Annotated in this window: 18 protein-coding genes; 1 reads left to right on the top strand and 17 read right to left on the bottom strand. The window is 36.1% G+C overall.

The features are described from left to right. Nucleotides 1–91: 91 nt before the first annotated feature. From flgL to ABS916_RS05255, 17 genes are all read right to left on the bottom strand, one after another. Complete coding sequence (gene flgL, locus ABS916_RS05335) at nucleotides 92–1,015, bottom strand: flagellar hook-associated protein FlgL (RefSeq protein ID WP_350450901.1); 924 nt, start codon at nucleotides 1,013–1,015, stop codon at nucleotides 92–94. A 3-nt stretch (nucleotides 1,016–1,018) separates the two neighbouring features. Further along, nucleotides 1,019–2,440, bottom strand: coding sequence for a flagellar hook-associated protein FlgK (gene flgK / locus ABS916_RS05330; protein WP_350450900.1), 1,422 nt, complete (start codon nucleotides 2,438–2,440; stop codon nucleotides 1,019–1,021). Between the two features lie 12 nt (nucleotides 2,441–2,452). Continuing rightward, nucleotides 2,453–2,821 carry a flagellar motor switch protein gene (locus ABS916_RS05325; RefSeq protein WP_350450899.1) on the bottom strand — a complete coding sequence of 123 codons (369 nt, stop codon included), beginning with the start codon at nucleotides 2,819–2,821 and terminating at the stop codon, nucleotides 2,453–2,455. After that, entirely contained in the window at nucleotides 2,821–3,123 is a 303-nt protein-coding gene (gene flgM / locus ABS916_RS05320) for a flagellar biosynthesis anti-sigma factor FlgM (protein WP_350450898.1), read from the bottom strand. Before flgM ends, ABS916_RS05325 begins: the two co-directional genes overlap by 1 nt. Before the next feature lie 544 nt (nucleotides 3,124–3,667). Beyond that, entirely contained in the window at nucleotides 3,668–4,750 is a 1,083-nt protein-coding gene (fliY, locus tag ABS916_RS05315; protein ID WP_350450897.1) for a flagellar motor switch phosphatase FliY, read from the bottom strand. Beyond that, nucleotides 4,747–5,745 (bottom strand): flagellar motor switch protein FliM, encoded by a 999-nt coding sequence (fliM, locus tag ABS916_RS05310; protein ID WP_350450896.1) that lies wholly within the window; start codon nucleotides 5,743–5,745, stop codon nucleotides 4,747–4,749. The genes fliY and fliM overlap by 4 nt, the downstream gene beginning before the upstream one ends. Nucleotides 5,746–5,761: 16 nt before the next feature. Beyond that, the gene (locus ABS916_RS05305) at nucleotides 5,762–6,163 is read right to left on the bottom strand and encodes a chemotaxis protein CheW (RefSeq protein ID WP_350450895.1); all 402 of its coding nucleotides are present in this window, start codon (nucleotides 6,161–6,163) and stop codon (nucleotides 5,762–5,764) included. 13 nt (nucleotides 6,164–6,176) lie between these two features. Then, nucleotides 6,177–6,539, bottom strand: a complete 363-nt coding sequence (locus tag ABS916_RS05300; protein WP_350450894.1) for a response regulator — start codon at nucleotides 6,537–6,539, stop codon at nucleotides 6,177–6,179. A gap of 14 nt (nucleotides 6,540–6,553) precedes the next feature. After that, nucleotides 6,554–7,189 (bottom strand): chemotaxis protein CheC, encoded by a 636-nt coding sequence (locus ABS916_RS05295; RefSeq protein WP_350450893.1) that lies wholly within the window; start codon nucleotides 7,187–7,189, stop codon nucleotides 6,554–6,556. Beyond that, a complete protein-coding gene (locus tag ABS916_RS05290) occupies nucleotides 7,140–9,194 on the bottom strand; it encodes a chemotaxis protein CheW (protein ID WP_350450892.1) in 2,055 nt (684 codons plus the stop codon). Before ABS916_RS05290 ends, ABS916_RS05295 begins: the two co-directional genes overlap by 50 nt. 38 nt (nucleotides 9,195–9,232) lie before the next feature. Beyond that, nucleotides 9,233–10,003 (bottom strand): CheR family methyltransferase, encoded by a 771-nt coding sequence (locus ABS916_RS05285; RefSeq protein ID WP_350450891.1) that lies wholly within the window; start codon nucleotides 10,001–10,003, stop codon nucleotides 9,233–9,235. Next, on the bottom strand, nucleotides 10,003–11,025 hold the full coding sequence (locus tag ABS916_RS05280; RefSeq protein ID WP_350450890.1) for a protein-glutamate methylesterase/protein-glutamine glutaminase: 1,023 nt from the start codon (nucleotides 11,023–11,025) through the stop codon (nucleotides 10,003–10,005). The genes ABS916_RS05285 and ABS916_RS05280 overlap by 1 nt, the downstream gene beginning before the upstream one ends. Nucleotides 11,026–11,049: 24 nt before the next feature. Beyond that, complete coding sequence (locus ABS916_RS05275) at nucleotides 11,050–11,532, bottom strand: chemotaxis protein CheD (protein WP_350450889.1); 483 nt, start codon at nucleotides 11,530–11,532, stop codon at nucleotides 11,050–11,052. 34 nt (nucleotides 11,533–11,566) lie between these two features. Then, complete coding sequence (locus tag ABS916_RS05270) at nucleotides 11,567–12,016, bottom strand: chemotaxis protein CheW (RefSeq protein WP_350450888.1); 450 nt, start codon at nucleotides 12,014–12,016, stop codon at nucleotides 11,567–11,569. Nucleotides 12,017–12,107: 91 nt separating this feature from the next. Next, on the bottom strand, nucleotides 12,108–14,180 hold the full coding sequence (locus tag ABS916_RS05265; protein ID WP_350450887.1) for a methyl-accepting chemotaxis protein: 2,073 nt from the start codon (nucleotides 14,178–14,180) through the stop codon (nucleotides 12,108–12,110). Between the two features lie 268 nt (nucleotides 14,181–14,448). Beyond that, nucleotides 14,449–15,360, bottom strand: coding sequence for an aldo/keto reductase (locus tag ABS916_RS05260; protein ID WP_350450886.1), 912 nt, complete (start codon nucleotides 15,358–15,360; stop codon nucleotides 14,449–14,451). A gap of 172 nt (nucleotides 15,361–15,532) precedes the next feature. Further along, on the bottom strand, nucleotides 15,533–15,655 hold the full coding sequence (locus tag ABS916_RS05255; RefSeq protein ID WP_350450885.1) for a hypothetical protein: 123 nt from the start codon (nucleotides 15,653–15,655) through the stop codon (nucleotides 15,533–15,535). A gap of 101 nt (nucleotides 15,656–15,756) precedes the next feature. On the opposite strand from ABS916_RS05255, the gene ABS916_RS05250 reads away from it, so the two are divergent. Next, complete coding sequence (locus ABS916_RS05250) at nucleotides 15,757–16,704, top strand: nuclease-related domain-containing protein (RefSeq protein ID WP_350450884.1); 948 nt, start codon at nucleotides 15,757–15,759, stop codon at nucleotides 16,702–16,704. The last annotated feature ends 121 nt before the right edge of the window (nucleotides 16,705–16,825 follow it).

The raw sequence follows: 16,825 nt of genomic DNA, 5'->3' as shown, positions 1-16,825 counted from the left end.
TTAAATAAGTTTGCCTTATACTTCTTATATCGGAATAGCTTAGAAATAGTTAATACTTTTTTAAAATTAATTAAAAAAATACTGAACTATCTTAAAGATAGTCCAGTATGCTTGTTTGCAGTATTTTAGTTCCCATAGACAAAGATGCTTCATAAGCTGATTTTTCCATGGTGAATTGCATATATTTTTCAGCTAAGTCAATGTCTTGATTTTCAGATAACATCGTTTTAAGGTTAAGTTTTTCACTGTCATTACGCTCTAATGTTGCAGTTAATCGATTAAAGATAGATCCGGTTTTAGAACGATTGGATACAATATTTTCAATTTCTTGATCCGCTCTGTCTAATAAACTAGATAATTCCCCTGTATCATCTGCATCTAAAGCGGTTAATACTTCAGAAAAGAAAGTACCCAAATTATCTGATCCATCCGTATTTTGTGCATTCATAAAATTACGACCATCTGTACTCAGTTCAACTGAAACTCCTGGTGCAATTTCACGCGAAAGATTTCCACTTCCTTCAGCAGTTCCGCTATAAGTAATCCCCGTAATTTCACCATCATCATTTTTTTGTACTTGAAATGGTTTCTCTGTCGTATTCTTTCCAGCAAAAACATATCGTCCACCAAAGTTTGTGTTCAACGCATCAACAGTTCCTTGTATTTCAGACTCAATCTCAGCCTTATTGGCTTGGCGATCTTCAGAACTCAATGTGCCATTTGCAGAATATTGAATCAATGTTTTAATTCGTTGCATCGATTCTGTAGCACTGCTTAGAGCAGAATCTTGTACATTGGTCCATTGGATCGCGTCATTGATGGTTGTTTTGTATTGGTCATTTTGAATAATTGAATTATTTAAATCTAATATTTTTGACACTTTTAATGGATCATCAGAAGGTTTACTGACTTCTTTTAAGGATGATAATTGATTTTGGTATTTCATGACATTTGTTGTATTAGCCGAAAGATTGCGTAAGAAACTTCTCGACATTAACGAATCGGTTACACGCATTTCCTATACCCCCGTTCGGTTGATTAGCGTATCGAGCATTTCTGAAACCACTGAAATAATGCGAGAATTAGCTTCAAAAGCACTTTGATAAGCGATTGTATTGGTTACTTCTTCATTGATTGAAACACCTGAAACTGAATCTCTGCGGGCTTCTAGAAGACTGACTAAACTCTCTTGACTGTCCACCATATTATCCGATTGTTGTTTCACAATTCCCATTTGCGTAACACTATCGTTGTAAGCACCGGAAACTGTTGATCCACCCTCTTGATTTTTAATTGTCATAGTGGATGGATCGTATTCGATTTCCGTTGGATTAACAGGATATTCTAATTTTGTATTTTGCAATGCAGCAATCGCTTGAGCACGTGTACCGTCTCCACTTACAACATTTTCAATATTTTTTCCTGCATTGATTTTAGAATTATCAGCTAATATTTCTTTATTCACTTGAATCGATGAAGCGTAATTCTCACCTTCTCCTAAATCAAAGAAAGGTATACCTTCACCACCATCGCTATGTACCTTATTTACTGCTGTTGCAAAAGTATAAGCTAATTCATTTAATTCTTGTTTTTTAGTATCAATTTCATTTAAAGCTTCTTGAGATCCTTTGATGTTACCAGATTTGATTTCAATATTTTTATCGTTAACTGCCAACTGTCCAGCTGGGTCTGGCGCAACACTCATTTTAGAGATAGAATCTTCAGTTAAAACAGGTTGCCCAGCAACACTAACGCTCACACGGTTAAATTTATCGTACTTGGCTTCGACACCAGCAATTCCTGTTAATTCGCTCAAGATTTTATCTTGTTGGTCCAATAAATCGTTAGGAGCTTGACCTTGAGAAGTCATATTAAAAATTTGTTTGTTTAATGAATCCAATTGCTCTACTTTTGCGTTGAAATCTAAGACATTTTTTTCAATGTCTTGAACTGTACCTTCATGTAGGCTATCGATTTGACTCGACATGTGGTGCAAAGTATCCGTAAACGTTTCTGAGTTTTGGGCCACCATCGTTTTAGCAGTCGCAAGTTCTGGGTTAGAACCTAAATAAGTCCAAGATGAAAAAACTTTGCTTAAGTTATTGTTTAACCCAGTTGTAGAAGGTTCGTTAAAGATTCCTTCCAATTGACCTAAAACTTCAGACTTTTTACTATACATTTCTAAAGAAGAGTTTTCATTTCTTAATTGCTTATTCACATATGGATCGACGATACGGTCAATAGAAGAAATTCTGACACCTGTACCCAGTTGGCCAATTCCTCCAAGAGTATAGGGATTGTCAGCTACCATAGTAACTTTTTGTCTAGAGTAACCTACTGTATTCGCATTAGAGATATTGTGGCTGGTTGTTTGCAAAGCCGATTGCTGCACATTCAAGCCTTTGGTTGCATTGTTTAATGTTCCGAATAAACCTGACATTCTTTCACCTCATTATAGGGATTGGTCAATAAGATTAGCTTGTTGTGTGGTGCTATAGTCTCCCTGTTTGGAGTAAGTAGATCCACCTGTTTTAACCCCTTTAGTGATCGCTTCCATCATCGTTTCTTGGTACTGCAAAGCTTGTTTTGCTAGGGTTAAATTTGTTTCTTGCAAATTTTTAATGTCTTCTACCACTTCAACAAGGTCTGCTTTTGTTAAACCTTCTGTTATTAATGTTGGCAGACTGTCTAAGAATAGTTGTTTTTGTTCCACAAGAGCTTTTACTTTTGCACTATCATTTTTAATTAATGCTTCTTTTTCATCTATAAGCACATTTTTAAATTTCAGTAGTGTCTCAAGTGCAGTCGTTTCTTTAGTCATTACTCAGTAAACTCCCTTTGGTTGTTCATTGCTTGCATCATGCCATTCGCAATTTTTTCAGGTGATACGTCATAGGTACCATTTAATACAGCCTTTTTAATTGCTTCTACATTTGATGACATTGCTGCAGTATCTGTTGATTTAGCCTTCGCCAATTGTTTAGCTGCATCCGAAATGTCAACTGTTACGGAATCTTCATTAACAGTTGCATTCGTTTTAGATAAACCTTTGCTATGTGTGTTTTCTTGATTTTGACGGACATTATTAATGTATTGGTTGTAGCCATTATTTCCTATTTTCATTGGTAGTGCTCCTTTCTAGTGCATGTTCTCAAGTTTTTGATTAGTTGACTTAGTTTTTGAATTAAGTTAATTGTTATCTATCGGCAATTTTGCCTTACATGTTTACTATCGGCAGCTTTTTAAGATACTTAAGTCTTAGAATTTAAAAAACATCTTCAATTTAATATTTGCGATCTATTATTTTAAGGTTGGTAGCTTAATAGAATCCCTTACTTGAAATTTCTGGCGGAATAGGGTTGCTTGTAGCCGTGTAAAGGATTCAATGCACATTACAAAGCGTCAGCGCTTCAGCGATTACATTTTGTTTGAGGCTTGAAAGCCTGAAGCCCAAGTCTTCAGGGGGTCAAATGGCTCTATACAAGCAAACCCGTTCATTTCAGAAGAAATTTCTTTTGAAGCCCCAATACTATTTCTGAAACTTTTTTCTTATGTACATCTGTTTATAAACTAGACTCTTCTATATTAGCGGTTACTTTTCCAATATTCAAGATAAAACAAAAAAGCCAGAACATTTCATTCTGGCTTTTCCCATTTTCGTACATAATTAGTTCAAATGTTGAATCCGTTGTTCTTTGCTTAAAATATTGGTGATACGAATTCCGAAACTTTCGTTGATCACAACAACTTCACCTTCAGCAATCAATTTTCCATTTACATATATTTCTAAAGGCTCATCCGTCATTTTATTTAATTCAACAACTGAACCTGTTCCTAGTGACAGAATATCTTTGATTGTTTTTTTGCTTTCACCTAACATAACACTGAATTGCAAAGGCACATCCATGATTAGATCTAAATTGCGCGGATTTTTTAAACTTCCAGCATGCGTCAATTCTTGGAACTCAGGTTTTTGAATGCCAATCTTATCTTCTGTATTTTGCGGTGCCTGGTTAGCTGCTGGTTCAGTTGGAGCAACTGGTGTTTCTGGCTGAGGCAATTCACGGTCTTGAATTACTTCTCCTTCATCTGCTAATACAATGTTTGCGATATTTCTGACCGTTTCAAGCGTAAAGATCTGCATGATCTCACTTTCAATCAAGTCATCTACCGTCATTTGAAAAGCAATCTTACAAACCGTTGTATCTCCACTGATTCTATCGTAATTTGCTTGCTCTTGATTTTTCCATACTTCCACTTCAGGAGGTAAAATATCAACAATTCGTTCCAACATCGTGGCCATTGCTGTTGCAGCAGAGCCCATCATCTGATTCATGGCTTCTCCTACAGCACTCAATTCAAGTTCAGTAAATTCTTTCCCCTCAGCATCGCCATTCCCGTCCATCATTAAGTCAGCAATAATAATCGCGTCTTTTTCATTCATCATCAACAAGTTGCTACCGGTCAATCCTTTTTTAAAATCAATTGTGGTTACGACTTTTGGCGTAACACTTGCGTCAATAATTTCTTGGAATTTCAGACAAGAAACAACTGGAGTCGTGATTGCTACTCGGCGGCTTAAGATAGAAGACAAGGTTGTAGCGGCTTGAGACATAGAAATGTTCCCAATTTCTCCGATAATATCCGTTTGTGTTTGATCAAGGGTGTCGTTTGTTGTTGGCTCAGGGGCGCTTGCATTACCATTCAGCATTGCATCAATTTCTTCTTGCGTTAATTTTTCACTGCTCATTCGTCTGTCTCTCCTCCAATATACTGTAATACTTCGACCGCCATGTTTTTTCCTTTTAATCCGGGTTTAACAAAATATCGTGGAAGTTTTTCCACAGACAGGATGAGCGGATCTGATGTTTTACCATCCAAAGGAATGATGTCTCCCAATTCTAATTGTAGAAAGTTCTCCAACGTCATGACTGTTTCTCCTAAAAGTACTTCCATGTTTACTGGTGCAGAATGCAGACTTTTTTCAATTTTCCCACTATCTGTATGGTCAGTTTCTTTTTCAGAATGGAACCAGTTGCGTAAGCTTAATTTTTCTAATATACCTTCAAAAAAGATATAAGGAACACATAAATTAATAAACGTTTTAACCCCGTACAACTCAACTGTGAATGTAACCAACACTACTGGTTCATTTGGTGACATCGTCTGCATGATCTGTGGATTGGTTTCCGTTGAATCCAAGGTTCCTTTGATCTCTACAACATCGCGCCAAGCCAATTCAAAAGAATGGATGAAATTGCTTAGTATCTCCTCTAAGATAGCCATTTCAATATCCGTAAAACTTTCTTTTGACAGTTCATCTATGTTATCTCGGATTTCGGTACTTCCACACAATAAATCAACCAGTTGCAAACAAAGTTGCGGACTGATTTCAATGATTTGCGTTCCTTCTAAAGGAACAGAACGAAACAATCCCATTAGCGTAAACCGAGGTACAGAATGGACAAATTCATCAAAACTTACTTGTTCAATAGAAGCTAACTGAACACCCACACTTGTTCGAACTTGAGTAGACAAGATATTTCCAGCTATTTTAGCAAATTCTTCGAAGACCATATTCAAAGTACTTATGTATTCTTTTGAAAGACGAACTGGACGTCTAAAATCATAACTTTTAACTTTATTCTCTTGTTCCTTTTCATCTAAGCCTTTAGCGTCAATTTCGCCACTTTCTACTGCTTGCAATAACGAGTCAATTTCTTGCTGTGATAAAACTTGCTTCACTAATTATCCCTCATTTTTATAAAAATAGTTTCTCCATGTTGATAACACTCACTATTTGGTCTTTTACTTGAATCACACTAGACACTAATTCATCAGTTTTATCGTCCAACTGTTGAATAGCGGATGGCTCAATATCCAAAACCCAAGCGACATCATCCACCATAAATGCTATTTTTTCCTCATCATTTTTCACAATGATGATATTATTGTACCATAATTCTTTTGTTTCATCAGTGGGAGAAAGTAATTTATAAAAATTTATCAGTGTTATGACATTTCCTCGCAAATTAACGAGCCCTTGAACCCAAGATGGAGATTGAGGGACTGGGGTCCAAGGCATTTTATTTGTTATCTCTTCAACGTTTTCAGATGAAAAGGCGTAATAATTTTCGTTTAGAGTAAAAATAATCATCTGCATATTTTTGTCACCTTTACAAACTTGCTTTGTCTAAAGCTTTAATAACACGATCACTATCGAATGGTTTCACGATAAAATCGACTGCTCCAGAACGTATAGCATCCATAACCATTCCTTGTTGACCCATTGCACTACACATAACCACACGAGCAGCTGGATCAAAAGCCTTGATTGCTTTTAAAGCATCTACCCCGTCCATTTCAGGCATCGTAATATCCATTGTTACTAGGTTTGGTTTTTCAGCTTTGTATTTTTCAACGGCTTCAACCCCATTTTGTGCTTCTGCTACTACGTTATAGCCATTCTTTTCTAAAATATCTTTCAGTTTCATCCTCATAAAAGCTGCATCGTCTACGATCATTACATTTTTTGTCATTTGTTTTTCTCCTCTCAAACTGTTAGTGCTGTTAACATCTTTTCTATTATCCCTGGTTTTGGGACGAAATACAATGAAGATTCTAATCGATCTCCTAAATAATAAAATTCATTCTTAATGATCATAATAGAATCATCATACTGGCTTTGTTCTAAATACACACTGCTCATAATTGCTCCAAACATATCCTCAATAATGATTGGCACAGACGTAACCAAGTTTGCGTCCATTAGTTTCATTACTGCATTCAAAAATGAATTCACGAGTATATTTCCTAATTCTTGCAAGGCAGAATCTGCCATATCTTCTGAATAGGGGGTATTTTCTGGCAACATCATCTCAACGATCGTTCCTGAATTTTGGTGTTCGACCGTAAAGAGAAAAACACCTTCTGCATCGCCGATCATTTTTATCATAATCGCTTTTATCACAGCTTCTTCTGGCATGATCTGCTCATAAACATCTGCATATTCCATCATTTCAATGACCGGGACAGTCATTTGGACTGGCTTTTCAATCAATTGAGACAAACTCGTGGCTGCATGACCGCCACCAATATTGATTACTTCTTTTAGTACATCTAGTTCCATTGCTGAGTAGTTAGACTTCACTATACTCACCAATTCTTTCGTTGCAAATAGCCGATACATCTAAAATTAAGATGATACTACCATCCCCTAGAATAGTCGCTCCTAAGTAATTCTTCAACATTTTTAGTTCTTGTCCTAGCTTTTTGATGACGATTTCTTGTTGTCTAACTAAATCATCTACTGCCAAGGCTTTATAACTTTCTCCATGTTTCACTAAGACCAAATGCAGATTTGATTCTTCATTTGTTTCCATACTTAATGCTTTGTTGAGACGAATAACCGGAACCGCAAGTCCTTCATATTTATAAACTTCTCGATTATGCACATGAACAATGTCTTCTTCAGTTACTTTAACAATTGTTTTGATGATCCCTAAAGGAATCGCAAATGTATCTTGGCCAACTGTCACCAACAAGGATTGAATGATAGACAAGGTTAATGGCAAATTAATTTTAAATGTTGTCCCTTGATTGACCACACTTTCTAATTCAACTGTTCCACCTAATTCAGTAATTTTCTGTTTAACGGCGTCCATTCCTACGCCACGACCAGAAATACTCGTGACTTCTTTTGCAGTAGAAAAACCTGGATGGAAAATCAATTGCTGAATCTCTTTGTCACTCATACCTTCTGTTGAAATGCCTTTACGCTCCGCACTTTCTTTAATGATCGTTGGATTAACACCTTTTCCATCATCACTCAATGTCAGTACTACTCGATTGCCTTCTTGATAAGCCGTAATCTTAATGGTTCCTTTTGGATCTTTACCTAACTTCACACGGTCTTCTGGCATTTCTACTCCATGGTCAGCTGAATTCCGCAAAAGATGCACTAACGGTTCGCTCAACTCAGAAACAACCGTACGATCCAATTCAGTATCTTCACCTTCGATAACTAAGTTAAATTCTTTCCCTAAATCATTCCCTAAGTCACGGATCATTCGTGGGAAGCGCGTCATCACTGTGCTAACAGGCTGCATTCTGATTTTCAGAACCAACTCTTGCAATTCTGAACTGATTCTAGCCACATGATCCAGTGGCTCATTCATTTCAGACACTTGCAATTGGTCGCTTAAATCTTCTAATCTTGTGCGGTAAATAACCAATTCAGAAACTAAATTCATAAAGGAATCTAATTTCCCAATGTCTACTCGAATGGATTGATTCATCGCATGATTTTGTGCTTTTCCTTTAGTTGGTGCTTTAGTGGTTGCTTGAGGTTCAACTACAGATTCTACTTTTTGATTTTCAATGGGAGTTTCTGTAACATGAACTGTTTCTGCCGCTTTTACCATTAAATCGTCTGCTTGTTGAATTGTTTGAATCAAGACTTCTTCAATTTCACTATTATCTAGTGCTAGATTATGAACAGTTTCTTCATCCAATTGACTGACGTAAATCAGTTTAAAGATGTTTCCAAAATCATCATTCTCAAGTACTTCCGTACCTGGTTCAGAGTACAAAACATCTCCATGCTGTTCCAGTTTACTCATAACGAGGTATACACGAGCATTTTTCATTGAACTGTCTTCATCGATTTGAATAGCTAACACATACGCGTTATAGCCGTCTTCCTTGGCTGCTTCAATAATCATTAGATCTGAATCTTCAACCTTTTCCAAAGCCAAATTAAGTGATGATCCGGTTTCTTGTTCTAGTTCTGAAGCCTCTTCTATGGCACTTTCTCCTGAAGATACTTGGTCTAGACGTTTAGCAAGATTGGAAATATCTCGCTCTGCATCATTTCCTTCTCTCAAATCTTCCACTAAATCAGATAATGTATCTAGACAGTCAAAGATCAAAGCGATGGATATCGTATCAGCCGCAATGATTTTTTGCTTCAACAAATCAAATACGTTCTCCATTTTGTGTGTCAGTTTAGCCATTGTATCGTAACCCATGGTTGCTGCCATTCCTTTGATCGTATGAGCTGATCTAAACATTACGTCCACAATGCTGGAATCTTCCGGATTATTCTCTAACTCGAGTACTTGTTCATTCAAACTTTGTAAATGTTCATCTGTTTCTTCAAAAAATAAATCGAGGTATTTACTGTTTTCGTCCATAGTATCCCTCCCTTTCATTGGTTCGTGCACTTTGTTGGTTATACTTTTTCATAAATGAAAGATGCACGTTTAACAAAGCCATATTTTTCTGGATTGTAAATGGTTTCTGTTGCCCCTGTGAAAAATAAACCACCCGGTACAAGTGCATCACTAAATTTTTGGTACAACTCTTCTTTGACTTCGTTTTTAAAGTAAATGGTCACATTTCGGCAAACAATGACATGATACTCTTTTCCAAAGCGATCGCCGATTAAATCGTGTTTTTTGAATGCAACTTTATTTTTGATTTGATCTGCTAAATAAAATACACTCTCTTCTTCTGTAAAGTACTGCTGACGATTTTCATCGTCTACATTTTTTATTTCTGTACTTGAGAAAATCCCTTTTTTAGCTTTTGCTAATATTGTCTCATCAATATCGGTTGCTGTTATTTTTTCTGCTTGAGCGATACGATGCTTATCCATGATCATTGCTAGTGAATAAGCTTCTGCTCCGGTAGAACACGCTGCACTCCAAATCTTTAACGCACCAAAACGAGGTTCAAGATACGATACCATTAACTCTTCAAATTCATCAAATACTTCTCTATTACGGAAAAAATCCGTTACATTAATTGTAATGTAGTTCAAAAAATTCTTTTTAATGATTGGATCTGCTTGGATCTTCACAGCATATTCTTCTAACGTCACAGCACCAGTATTTTTCATAATCGTTCCAATACGTCTTTGAAGCTGTTTTTCTTTGTATCCATCTAGATTAATATTCAAATGTTCTTTTGTCCATGCATAGAAAAATTCGAAATTCAACATTAGCTTCTCATCCTTATCATCCAATTAATCAATTCTGATATGTCTTTTAAACTTGCAATTTCATCAATCACGCCTTTTTGTACTGCATTACCTGGCATGCCATACACAATAGATGTTTCGCGATTTTGCGCTACAGTAAATCCCCCAGCTTTTTTGATTTTATCCAGTCCACGGGCGCCATCTTGGCCCATTCCCGTTAAGATAAAACTAGCTAACTCGCTACCGTAAGCCTCAGCAGCGGTTTCGAACAAATAATCGACAGCTGGCCTTACACCATGTATTTTATCGGCTTCATTTAGTTTAATGCAGTTCTTTTCAATTACCATGTGGTATCCACCCGGAGCTACATACACAATACCACCTTTTATGGCCATTCCATCTTCGGCTTCTACCACTATTGCAGTTGATTCCTTATCCAACCGTTTGGAAAAGGATGTGGTAAATCCTTTAGGCATGTGTTGAACGATAAAAATTGGAAAAGTTAAATTTTCCGGTAACGATCGAATAATTGAAAACAGTGCTTTAGGACCGCCGGTAGATGCGCCAATCACAATGGCTTTAATTTTTTTAGGCACTCTATTTTCTAATTCACTTTTTTGTAATAACGACTTTTCTACTGGTGTTTCTGTTTTCTTTTGTTCAAATAAGGGTTTTATCTTATCCGCTACTTCATTTTTAAATGCATCCGATTGGTTTCTTATATCATGAGGCTTTTCTATAAAATCCATAGCTCCTAGATCCAATGCGGCAATCGTGTTATCTTCTCCACTAAATGAACTCATCATAATAACGGGTGTAGAATGTTCTTTTTTAATAATTTCAAGGGTTTCTAACCCGTTTAATCCCGGCATTTCAATGTCTAACGTAATGACATCTGGTTGAAGCTGCGGAATTGCCTTTAGTGCATCTCGGCCGTTTCTTGCCGTACCAATAACTTCAAGTCCTTCAATACTTGCTATTGTTTCGGTGATAACCTTTCTCATAAAAGGAGAATCATCTACAACCAATACTTTTACATTCACTCTTTGTTTCTCCCCTATCCCTTTTTACAATACAATTATTTCTCTATTCACCATTCGAATCGTTACGGTAAAAGTGGACAAATCTACAATCATTGTTCTGCCCATCTTTCCACCAGTATGATTGGCTAATAAAGGAATCCCTAGTTGTTTCAATACTTCCTCAACAGCAAGAATATTTCGATCTCCAATACTGCCATGTGGAAGATCTTTAGAAAATTCAAACATGCTTGCTCCGCCAGCTATCTTAGCGACTAGCGGATTGTTATTTGTTCGTTTATTTATTTCTGATACCATATGGGGAATAGCTAAATCAGCGAATTTCTCAATTTTAGTGGCCTCTCTAAAAGCAGTGCTGTCTGGAAGCATAATATGGCTTAATCCGCCGATTTTTGTTTTAGGATCGTATAAAGCAATCCCGACACATGAACCTAACCCTACTGTTATCAAGGATTTAGGCTGCTCTGTTACTTTATAATCTGAGATCCCAACCCTTAATTCATCTGCCATACATTTTTCACCATTCCTCTAATTCTAACCATTTTTATCTATTCATTAAGGATACCAGTTCTTTTCCCCCTTGTTCATTAAAAATACTGTCTACGTCTAGCTGTATGATAATGCCATCATCTGTTCGAATAAAAGCCATGACATAACTTGCAGCTTCTTGATCAACATTTTCTGAAATTTCACGATCTGCACTTTCAAAAGAACGAATAGTGGTTACTTTATCTACCACCAATCCAATTTTTTTCTCTTGCCAATTCACAACAATCACTTTAGTGTCAGCTGTTAATTCTGTTTTATTTTGAAAGAATCGTTCTCTTAAATCAATGATTGGCAAAACCGTTTCATCATAATCTATCGCACCTAACACATATTTAGATGTATCTGGAATTCTAATTAGTCCTTCAACATGTATGATTTTTTCGGTTACTTCAATTGGAATGGCAAAGCTTTGACCACCACTACTAAAAATAACAAACTTTTCCATTATTCTCTACTCCTCTAGATTTCCTCTTAATTGATTGACGCACACTCTTTATAAGGATGCACGCCAACTGAACTATTTGTTACGTCCCACATTACTGTAATTTAAATTGGTTCGTTTCTTCTTTTAGTTCATTTGCAATTGTTTCTAACTTCGCGATACTTGATGAGAATTCTTCCATCGTTGCTAAAATTTCTTCTGCATTTGCGGATACTTCTTGCGTCCCTGCAGAATTTTCTTCAGCTGAGGCCGCAATATTTTCAATGGCAACCAATGTTTCATCCTTTTTAGCTGAAATAACGAAACCTAAACTAGCAACATTTAATATACTTTCAACCAATTTATCCATTTGATCGGTTACTTTATTTGATGAATCAATTGCTTCATCGATTGTTTTTGTTTGTACTTCACTTTCTGCATGTGATTGTTCGACTTTGCTGACCATTTCATTTGATTTTTCTTGAATATCTTTGATAATAGTTGCGATATTTTTTGTCGATGCATCACTTTTTTCAGCAAGCTTTCTGATTTCATTTGCAACTACCGCAAATCCTCTACCGCTTTCACCTGCACGAGCAGCTTCAATTGAAGCATTTAGCGCCAATAAGTTGGTTTGCTCAGATATTCCATCAATCACTTTAACGATCTTTTCAATGTTTTGAATATCTTCGTTTACACCATGAATGCTCTTGGCTAACTTAGCCATGGTATCAACCGTTGTTTCCCAGTTGTCATGAACTTCAGACATCATTTGATTGTTTTTCCCATTGGCAATCGTTGTATCATCTGTATGTTGTCCCATTTTTTGAATATTTTGATCAATTTCACCCACAGTTTTGGATAATTCTTCCATTTTCCCTACTGTATCTTCCGTGTCTTTGGTTTGGATGCTTGTGGCTTGAGCAATTCCAGTGATGGTTTCGGATACTTCTTCTGTTGCTGAAGTCGTTTGTTTAGAAATATCATTCAGTGTTTGGGTCATATCCATCAAATGATTGCTCTTTTGTTGGATGCCTCCAACCATTTGTCTAAACTGAACCATCATTTGATTAAATGCAAATGCAATTCGACCAATTTCATCGCTGTTTTCATTGATCTCTTTTTGTTTTCTAATTGCTTTAAAGTATTTTTTATCTGGCAAAATGTGTAAATCATTTCCAGTAATTTCAGTAGTTAAATCACCGTCTTCCACTCTGTGGAAGGCTTTAGTTAATGTTGCTGCAATCGTCATAACGTATCTAGATGCAAGTAAGGCACTTAAAATCGCAATGATGATTCCAATCACTAAACCAATAAGCGCGGCTCTATTGGTAGCAGCGACTTCATTAGCCATCTCATCTTCGCCAACTACTCCATAAACAGTCATGCCTAGACGACTGACTTTAGCGTAATAACTGCCAATCTCTTGATTGCTGCTATCAGCGTAAACATAGCCTGTTTGTTCGGTTGCTTCTTTAAACAAGTCGCTTTCACCAATGTTTGTCCCAATTTTCTTAGGATCATTTGACATCAAATAATCCCCAGATTCAGAAAGCACAAAAAAGTGTCCGGTACTCCCATTTTTTACTGATGTCAAATACGTGTTCATTCTTTCTAAGTTCAAATCAATTGCTAAAACACCATAAAAAACATCATCTACAATGATAGCTCTAGAGATGGTCATTGCCATAACTCCTGTAGTTGCATCACGGTAAGGTTCACTCCAAATCAGCGCACCATTGCGGTCAACCGCTCTTTGGTACCAAGTTGTTGCACTGGCATTAAAGTCAGAAGCCAAATTTTCAACTGTTCCAAGTACTCCTTGATTTTCAGGAGCATAATAAGCATTTCCTATGTACATACTGTTGTTTAAAACAAATTGTAATTCTTCTTGAACGAAAGCTTGAGCTTCTTCATCCTCAGCAACCTCTTGAAATTCAGGTTTTTCTGCTAAAGAATTAATGGTATTTTCTAATTCTTGACCGATCCAATCTAATTGTGTAGTAAATTGTGTTGCTAGATTTTTTTCACTTTGCTCAACACGTTGAGACAATAAATTTTGTGTGCTGTAATAATTGATGACTAATAGAATAATAATGGGTATCGTGATCATAGCAATCAACGTAGGGATAATAACGACTCTTATACTTTTTTTCCTCGGGCTCTTCTTTTTGCGCACATTCTTCACCAATTGCTCCTCCTTATGTAAAACTCCCTTAGAACACTTTTACCATTTTTCACGTGTTTTATTCGAAGTCCCTAACACTACTTTTATTTAAACGTTTACTAAATAGCATATCGGTATTTTTTCTTTTTTCTTAAGTCGTTAAGGTTCCTTTTTTTATTTATTTCCACTATTGTCACATCTTATTCAATTAATAAAAAAAGAACCTCTTTTGATCTTTGATCAAAGGAGGTTCTTTACGATTCAATTTGTAAAAAATTACAATATCTTTTTAAGGCAGTTCATTTCCAGCTGCTCGGTAGATCTCATACCATTCATCATGAGTCATTCGCACTTCGGAAGCTTTGCTGTAATCTGTTAATCTATCCGGAGTCATCGTGCCTACAACGGCTTGCATGTTAGCTGGGTGACGTAAGATCCAAGCAATAGCAGTTGCTGAATTAGATAAACCATAACGTTCTCCAATTTCTTGCAATTTAGCATTTACTTCCGGATAATTTTTGTTGTCCACAAAAATATCCCCACCACTCTTAATCGGTGACCAAGCTTGTATAGTCATAGCTTCTAAACGGCTGTAATCCAATACTCCGCCGTCTCGATTGATGCCACTATCGAACTTCGTATTGACATTTATTCCAGCGTCTACCATTCCGGTATGCATCACACTAAATTGCAATTGATTTGCAACAAGTGGCTGTTGAACATAATTTTTCAACAATTCAATTTGATAAGGATTGTGGTTGCTGACTCCAAAGTTGCGGACTTTACCGCTCTTTTCTAATTCGTCAAAAACTTCCGCGACGATTTCAGGTTCTACCAATGCATCTGGACGGTGCAACAACAATACATCTAGGTAGTCCGTTTGCAAACGTTTAAGAACTCCGTCAACACTTTCAATCAAATAATCTTTTGAAAAATCATAACTGCCTTTTCGAATCCCTACTTTAGATTGAATCAACATTTTTTCTCGAATAGAGGGATCCATTTCGATTACTTTTCCAAATATTTCTTCAGCTTTTCCTCCACCATAGATATCCGCTAAATCAAAAAAATCAATTTCATGGTCTAATGCATTATTGATGACTTTACTAGCTTCGTCAGGAGATAGTTTTCCCATTGACATGCATCCTAATGCAATATTCGGTACCATTAACTCACTTTTCCCTAAAAACATTCTTTTCATGTCCATCAACCCTCTTTCTTCTCTTATAAGAAATCGTTTTCAGTATACCACTACTACACATTTTTTACTAAAATAAAACTGTTCCTCGATCAAATCATAATACCGGCTTCTGAATACTCTTTCTTCCATATAATTGTCATAATTGTCATTTAATGACTAAGTGAGTGTAGTTTTATGGTTCACTCTTCCATGAAAGACCTGTTAATGGATAAGTGATGCCCTTTTTCTGCTTCAGTTGTCCATTAACTGCAGTTTCATGGACAACTGAAGCTTCTTTTCCTTGCCACTCTTCCATGAGGACTCAATTTGCAAAAAATACCTTACATAAAAAATGATTCTCGCTATTTTTTCTTATATTAAGAGAGAACGATTAAATTTAAGGAGCGCACGAAAATCATGATACTAAAAGAACGAACAAAATCGATTACTCATCGTGTATTGGAATCTTTAAATTTTCGCATGAACTTACCTGTTGAAGAACAACTAAAATATGAGAATCAAGTGAAAGGTTGGGCTGGTGAAAAACAATTCGATTTCTATATGAGTCAATTTCACCAGTCAGGACTTGTACTAAATGATCTCGTTCTAAATTATAGAGACACCGTTTTTCAAATTGATTCCCTCTTTATTGTGAATGATTCTATCTATTTATATGAAGTAAAAAATTATACCGGTTCTTACTTTTATAAAGAAGATTCTTTTTTCACAGAATCAGGCTATCAAATTCTTAACCCATTAAGGCAAATCGATAGAAGCGTGACCTATTTACAAAACGTGCTGCTTCGCCTAGGATACCGATTTCCCATACACCCAATGGTTGTTTTTATTAATCCGGAATTCACTCTCTACTCTATCCTGCCAAATAAACATTTCTTGTTTTCCTCTCAAGTGCCTAAACATCTTAGTGCTCTATCTAATCAAAACTTCTTGATAAAACAAGAACAGTTGGATTTAGCGCATAAACTTAAAGAGTTACATAATGAAGATTATCGCCCCGATAATCTTCCTATCTATCAATTGGGGCAATTGAAGAAAGGTATTTTGTGCCCTATTTGCTTTTCGCTTAGTCATACAGATACTAGGCAAAATTATCTTTGTACTGCATGCAAACACAAAGAAATCATTACAACTGCAATCGAGCGAAGTATAAAAGAATTCAAACTGCTATTTCCTGATAATTTAATGACAACAAGTCAGATTTACGAATGGTGTGGGAAAAACTATTCCAAAGAACGTATTCGTATTATCTTAAAAAAAAATTACCAGAGTCATTTATCACGACATATGACTTACTATAGTGAAAAATCACCCTCAAAAGTCCCATTATTTGATAAAATACCCTAACTTTCATTCTCACTTTTCCGTGGAGAGCCGTTCCACGAAAGAGTGAGATTTTTTTTATAGTCTACTTTTACGAGGAGACTTGTTTGACGTAAGAGTGAAACAGTTTTTCTACTCCACTTTT

Origin of the sequence: Carnobacterium sp. (assembly GCF_040274945.1) — a bacterium.
In the GTDB taxonomy this organism is placed as follows: domain Bacteria; phylum Bacillota; class Bacilli; order Lactobacillales; family Carnobacteriaceae; genus Carnobacterium_B.
Note: the sequence above shows the minus strand (reverse complement) of the source record. Positions and strands in the feature narration are given on the sequence as shown.

Coding starts and splice junctions, on each gene's coding strand:
- flgL (WP_350450901.1), bottom strand. CDS start 1,015: ATGCGTGTAACCGATTCGTTAATGTCGAGAAGTTTCTTACGCAATCTT.
- flgK (WP_350450900.1), bottom strand. CDS start 2,440: ATGTCAGGTTTATTCGGAACATTAAACAATGCAACCAAAGGCTTGAAT.
- ABS916_RS05325 (WP_350450899.1), bottom strand. CDS start 2,821: ATGACTAAAGAAACGACTGCACTTGAGACACTACTGAAATTTAAAAAT.
- flgM (WP_350450898.1), bottom strand. CDS start 3,123: ATGAAAATAGGAAATAATGGCTACAACCAATACATTAATAATGTCCGT.
- fliY (WP_350450897.1), bottom strand. CDS start 4,750: ATGAGCAGTGAAAAATTAACGCAAGAAGAAATTGATGCAATGCTGAAT.
- ABS916_RS05305 (WP_350450895.1), bottom strand. CDS start 6,163: ATGCAGATGATTATTTTTACTCTAAACGAAAATTATTACGCCTTTTCA.
- ABS916_RS05300 (WP_350450894.1), bottom strand. CDS start 6,539: ATGACAAAAAATGTAATGATCGTAGACGATGCAGCTTTTATGAGGATG.
- ABS916_RS05295 (WP_350450893.1), bottom strand. CDS start 7,189: ATGTATCGGCTATTTGCAACGAAAGAATTGGTGAGTATAGTGAAGTCT.
- ABS916_RS05290 (WP_350450892.1), bottom strand. CDS start 9,194: ATGGACGAAAACAGTAAATACCTCGATTTATTTTTTGAAGAAACAGAT.
- ABS916_RS05285 (WP_350450891.1), bottom strand. CDS start 10,003: ATGTTGAATTTCGAATTTTTCTATGCATGGACAAAAGAACATTTGAAT.
- ABS916_RS05275 (WP_350450889.1), bottom strand. CDS start 11,532: ATGGCAGATGAATTAAGGGTTGGGATCTCAGATTATAAAGTAACAGAG.
- ABS916_RS05270 (WP_350450888.1), bottom strand. CDS start 12,016: ATGGAAAAGTTTGTTATTTTTAGTAGTGGTGGTCAAAGCTTTGCCATT.
- ABS916_RS05260 (WP_350450886.1), bottom strand. CDS start 15,360: ATGAAAAGAATGTTTTTAGGGAAAAGTGAGTTAATGGTACCGAATATT.
- ABS916_RS05255 (WP_350450885.1), bottom strand. CDS start 15,655: ATGGAAGAGTGGCAAGGAAAAGAAGCTTCAGTTGTCCATGAAACTGCA.
- ABS916_RS05250 (WP_350450884.1), top strand. CDS start 15,757: ATGATACTAAAAGAACGAACAAAATCGATTACTCATCGTGTATTGGAA.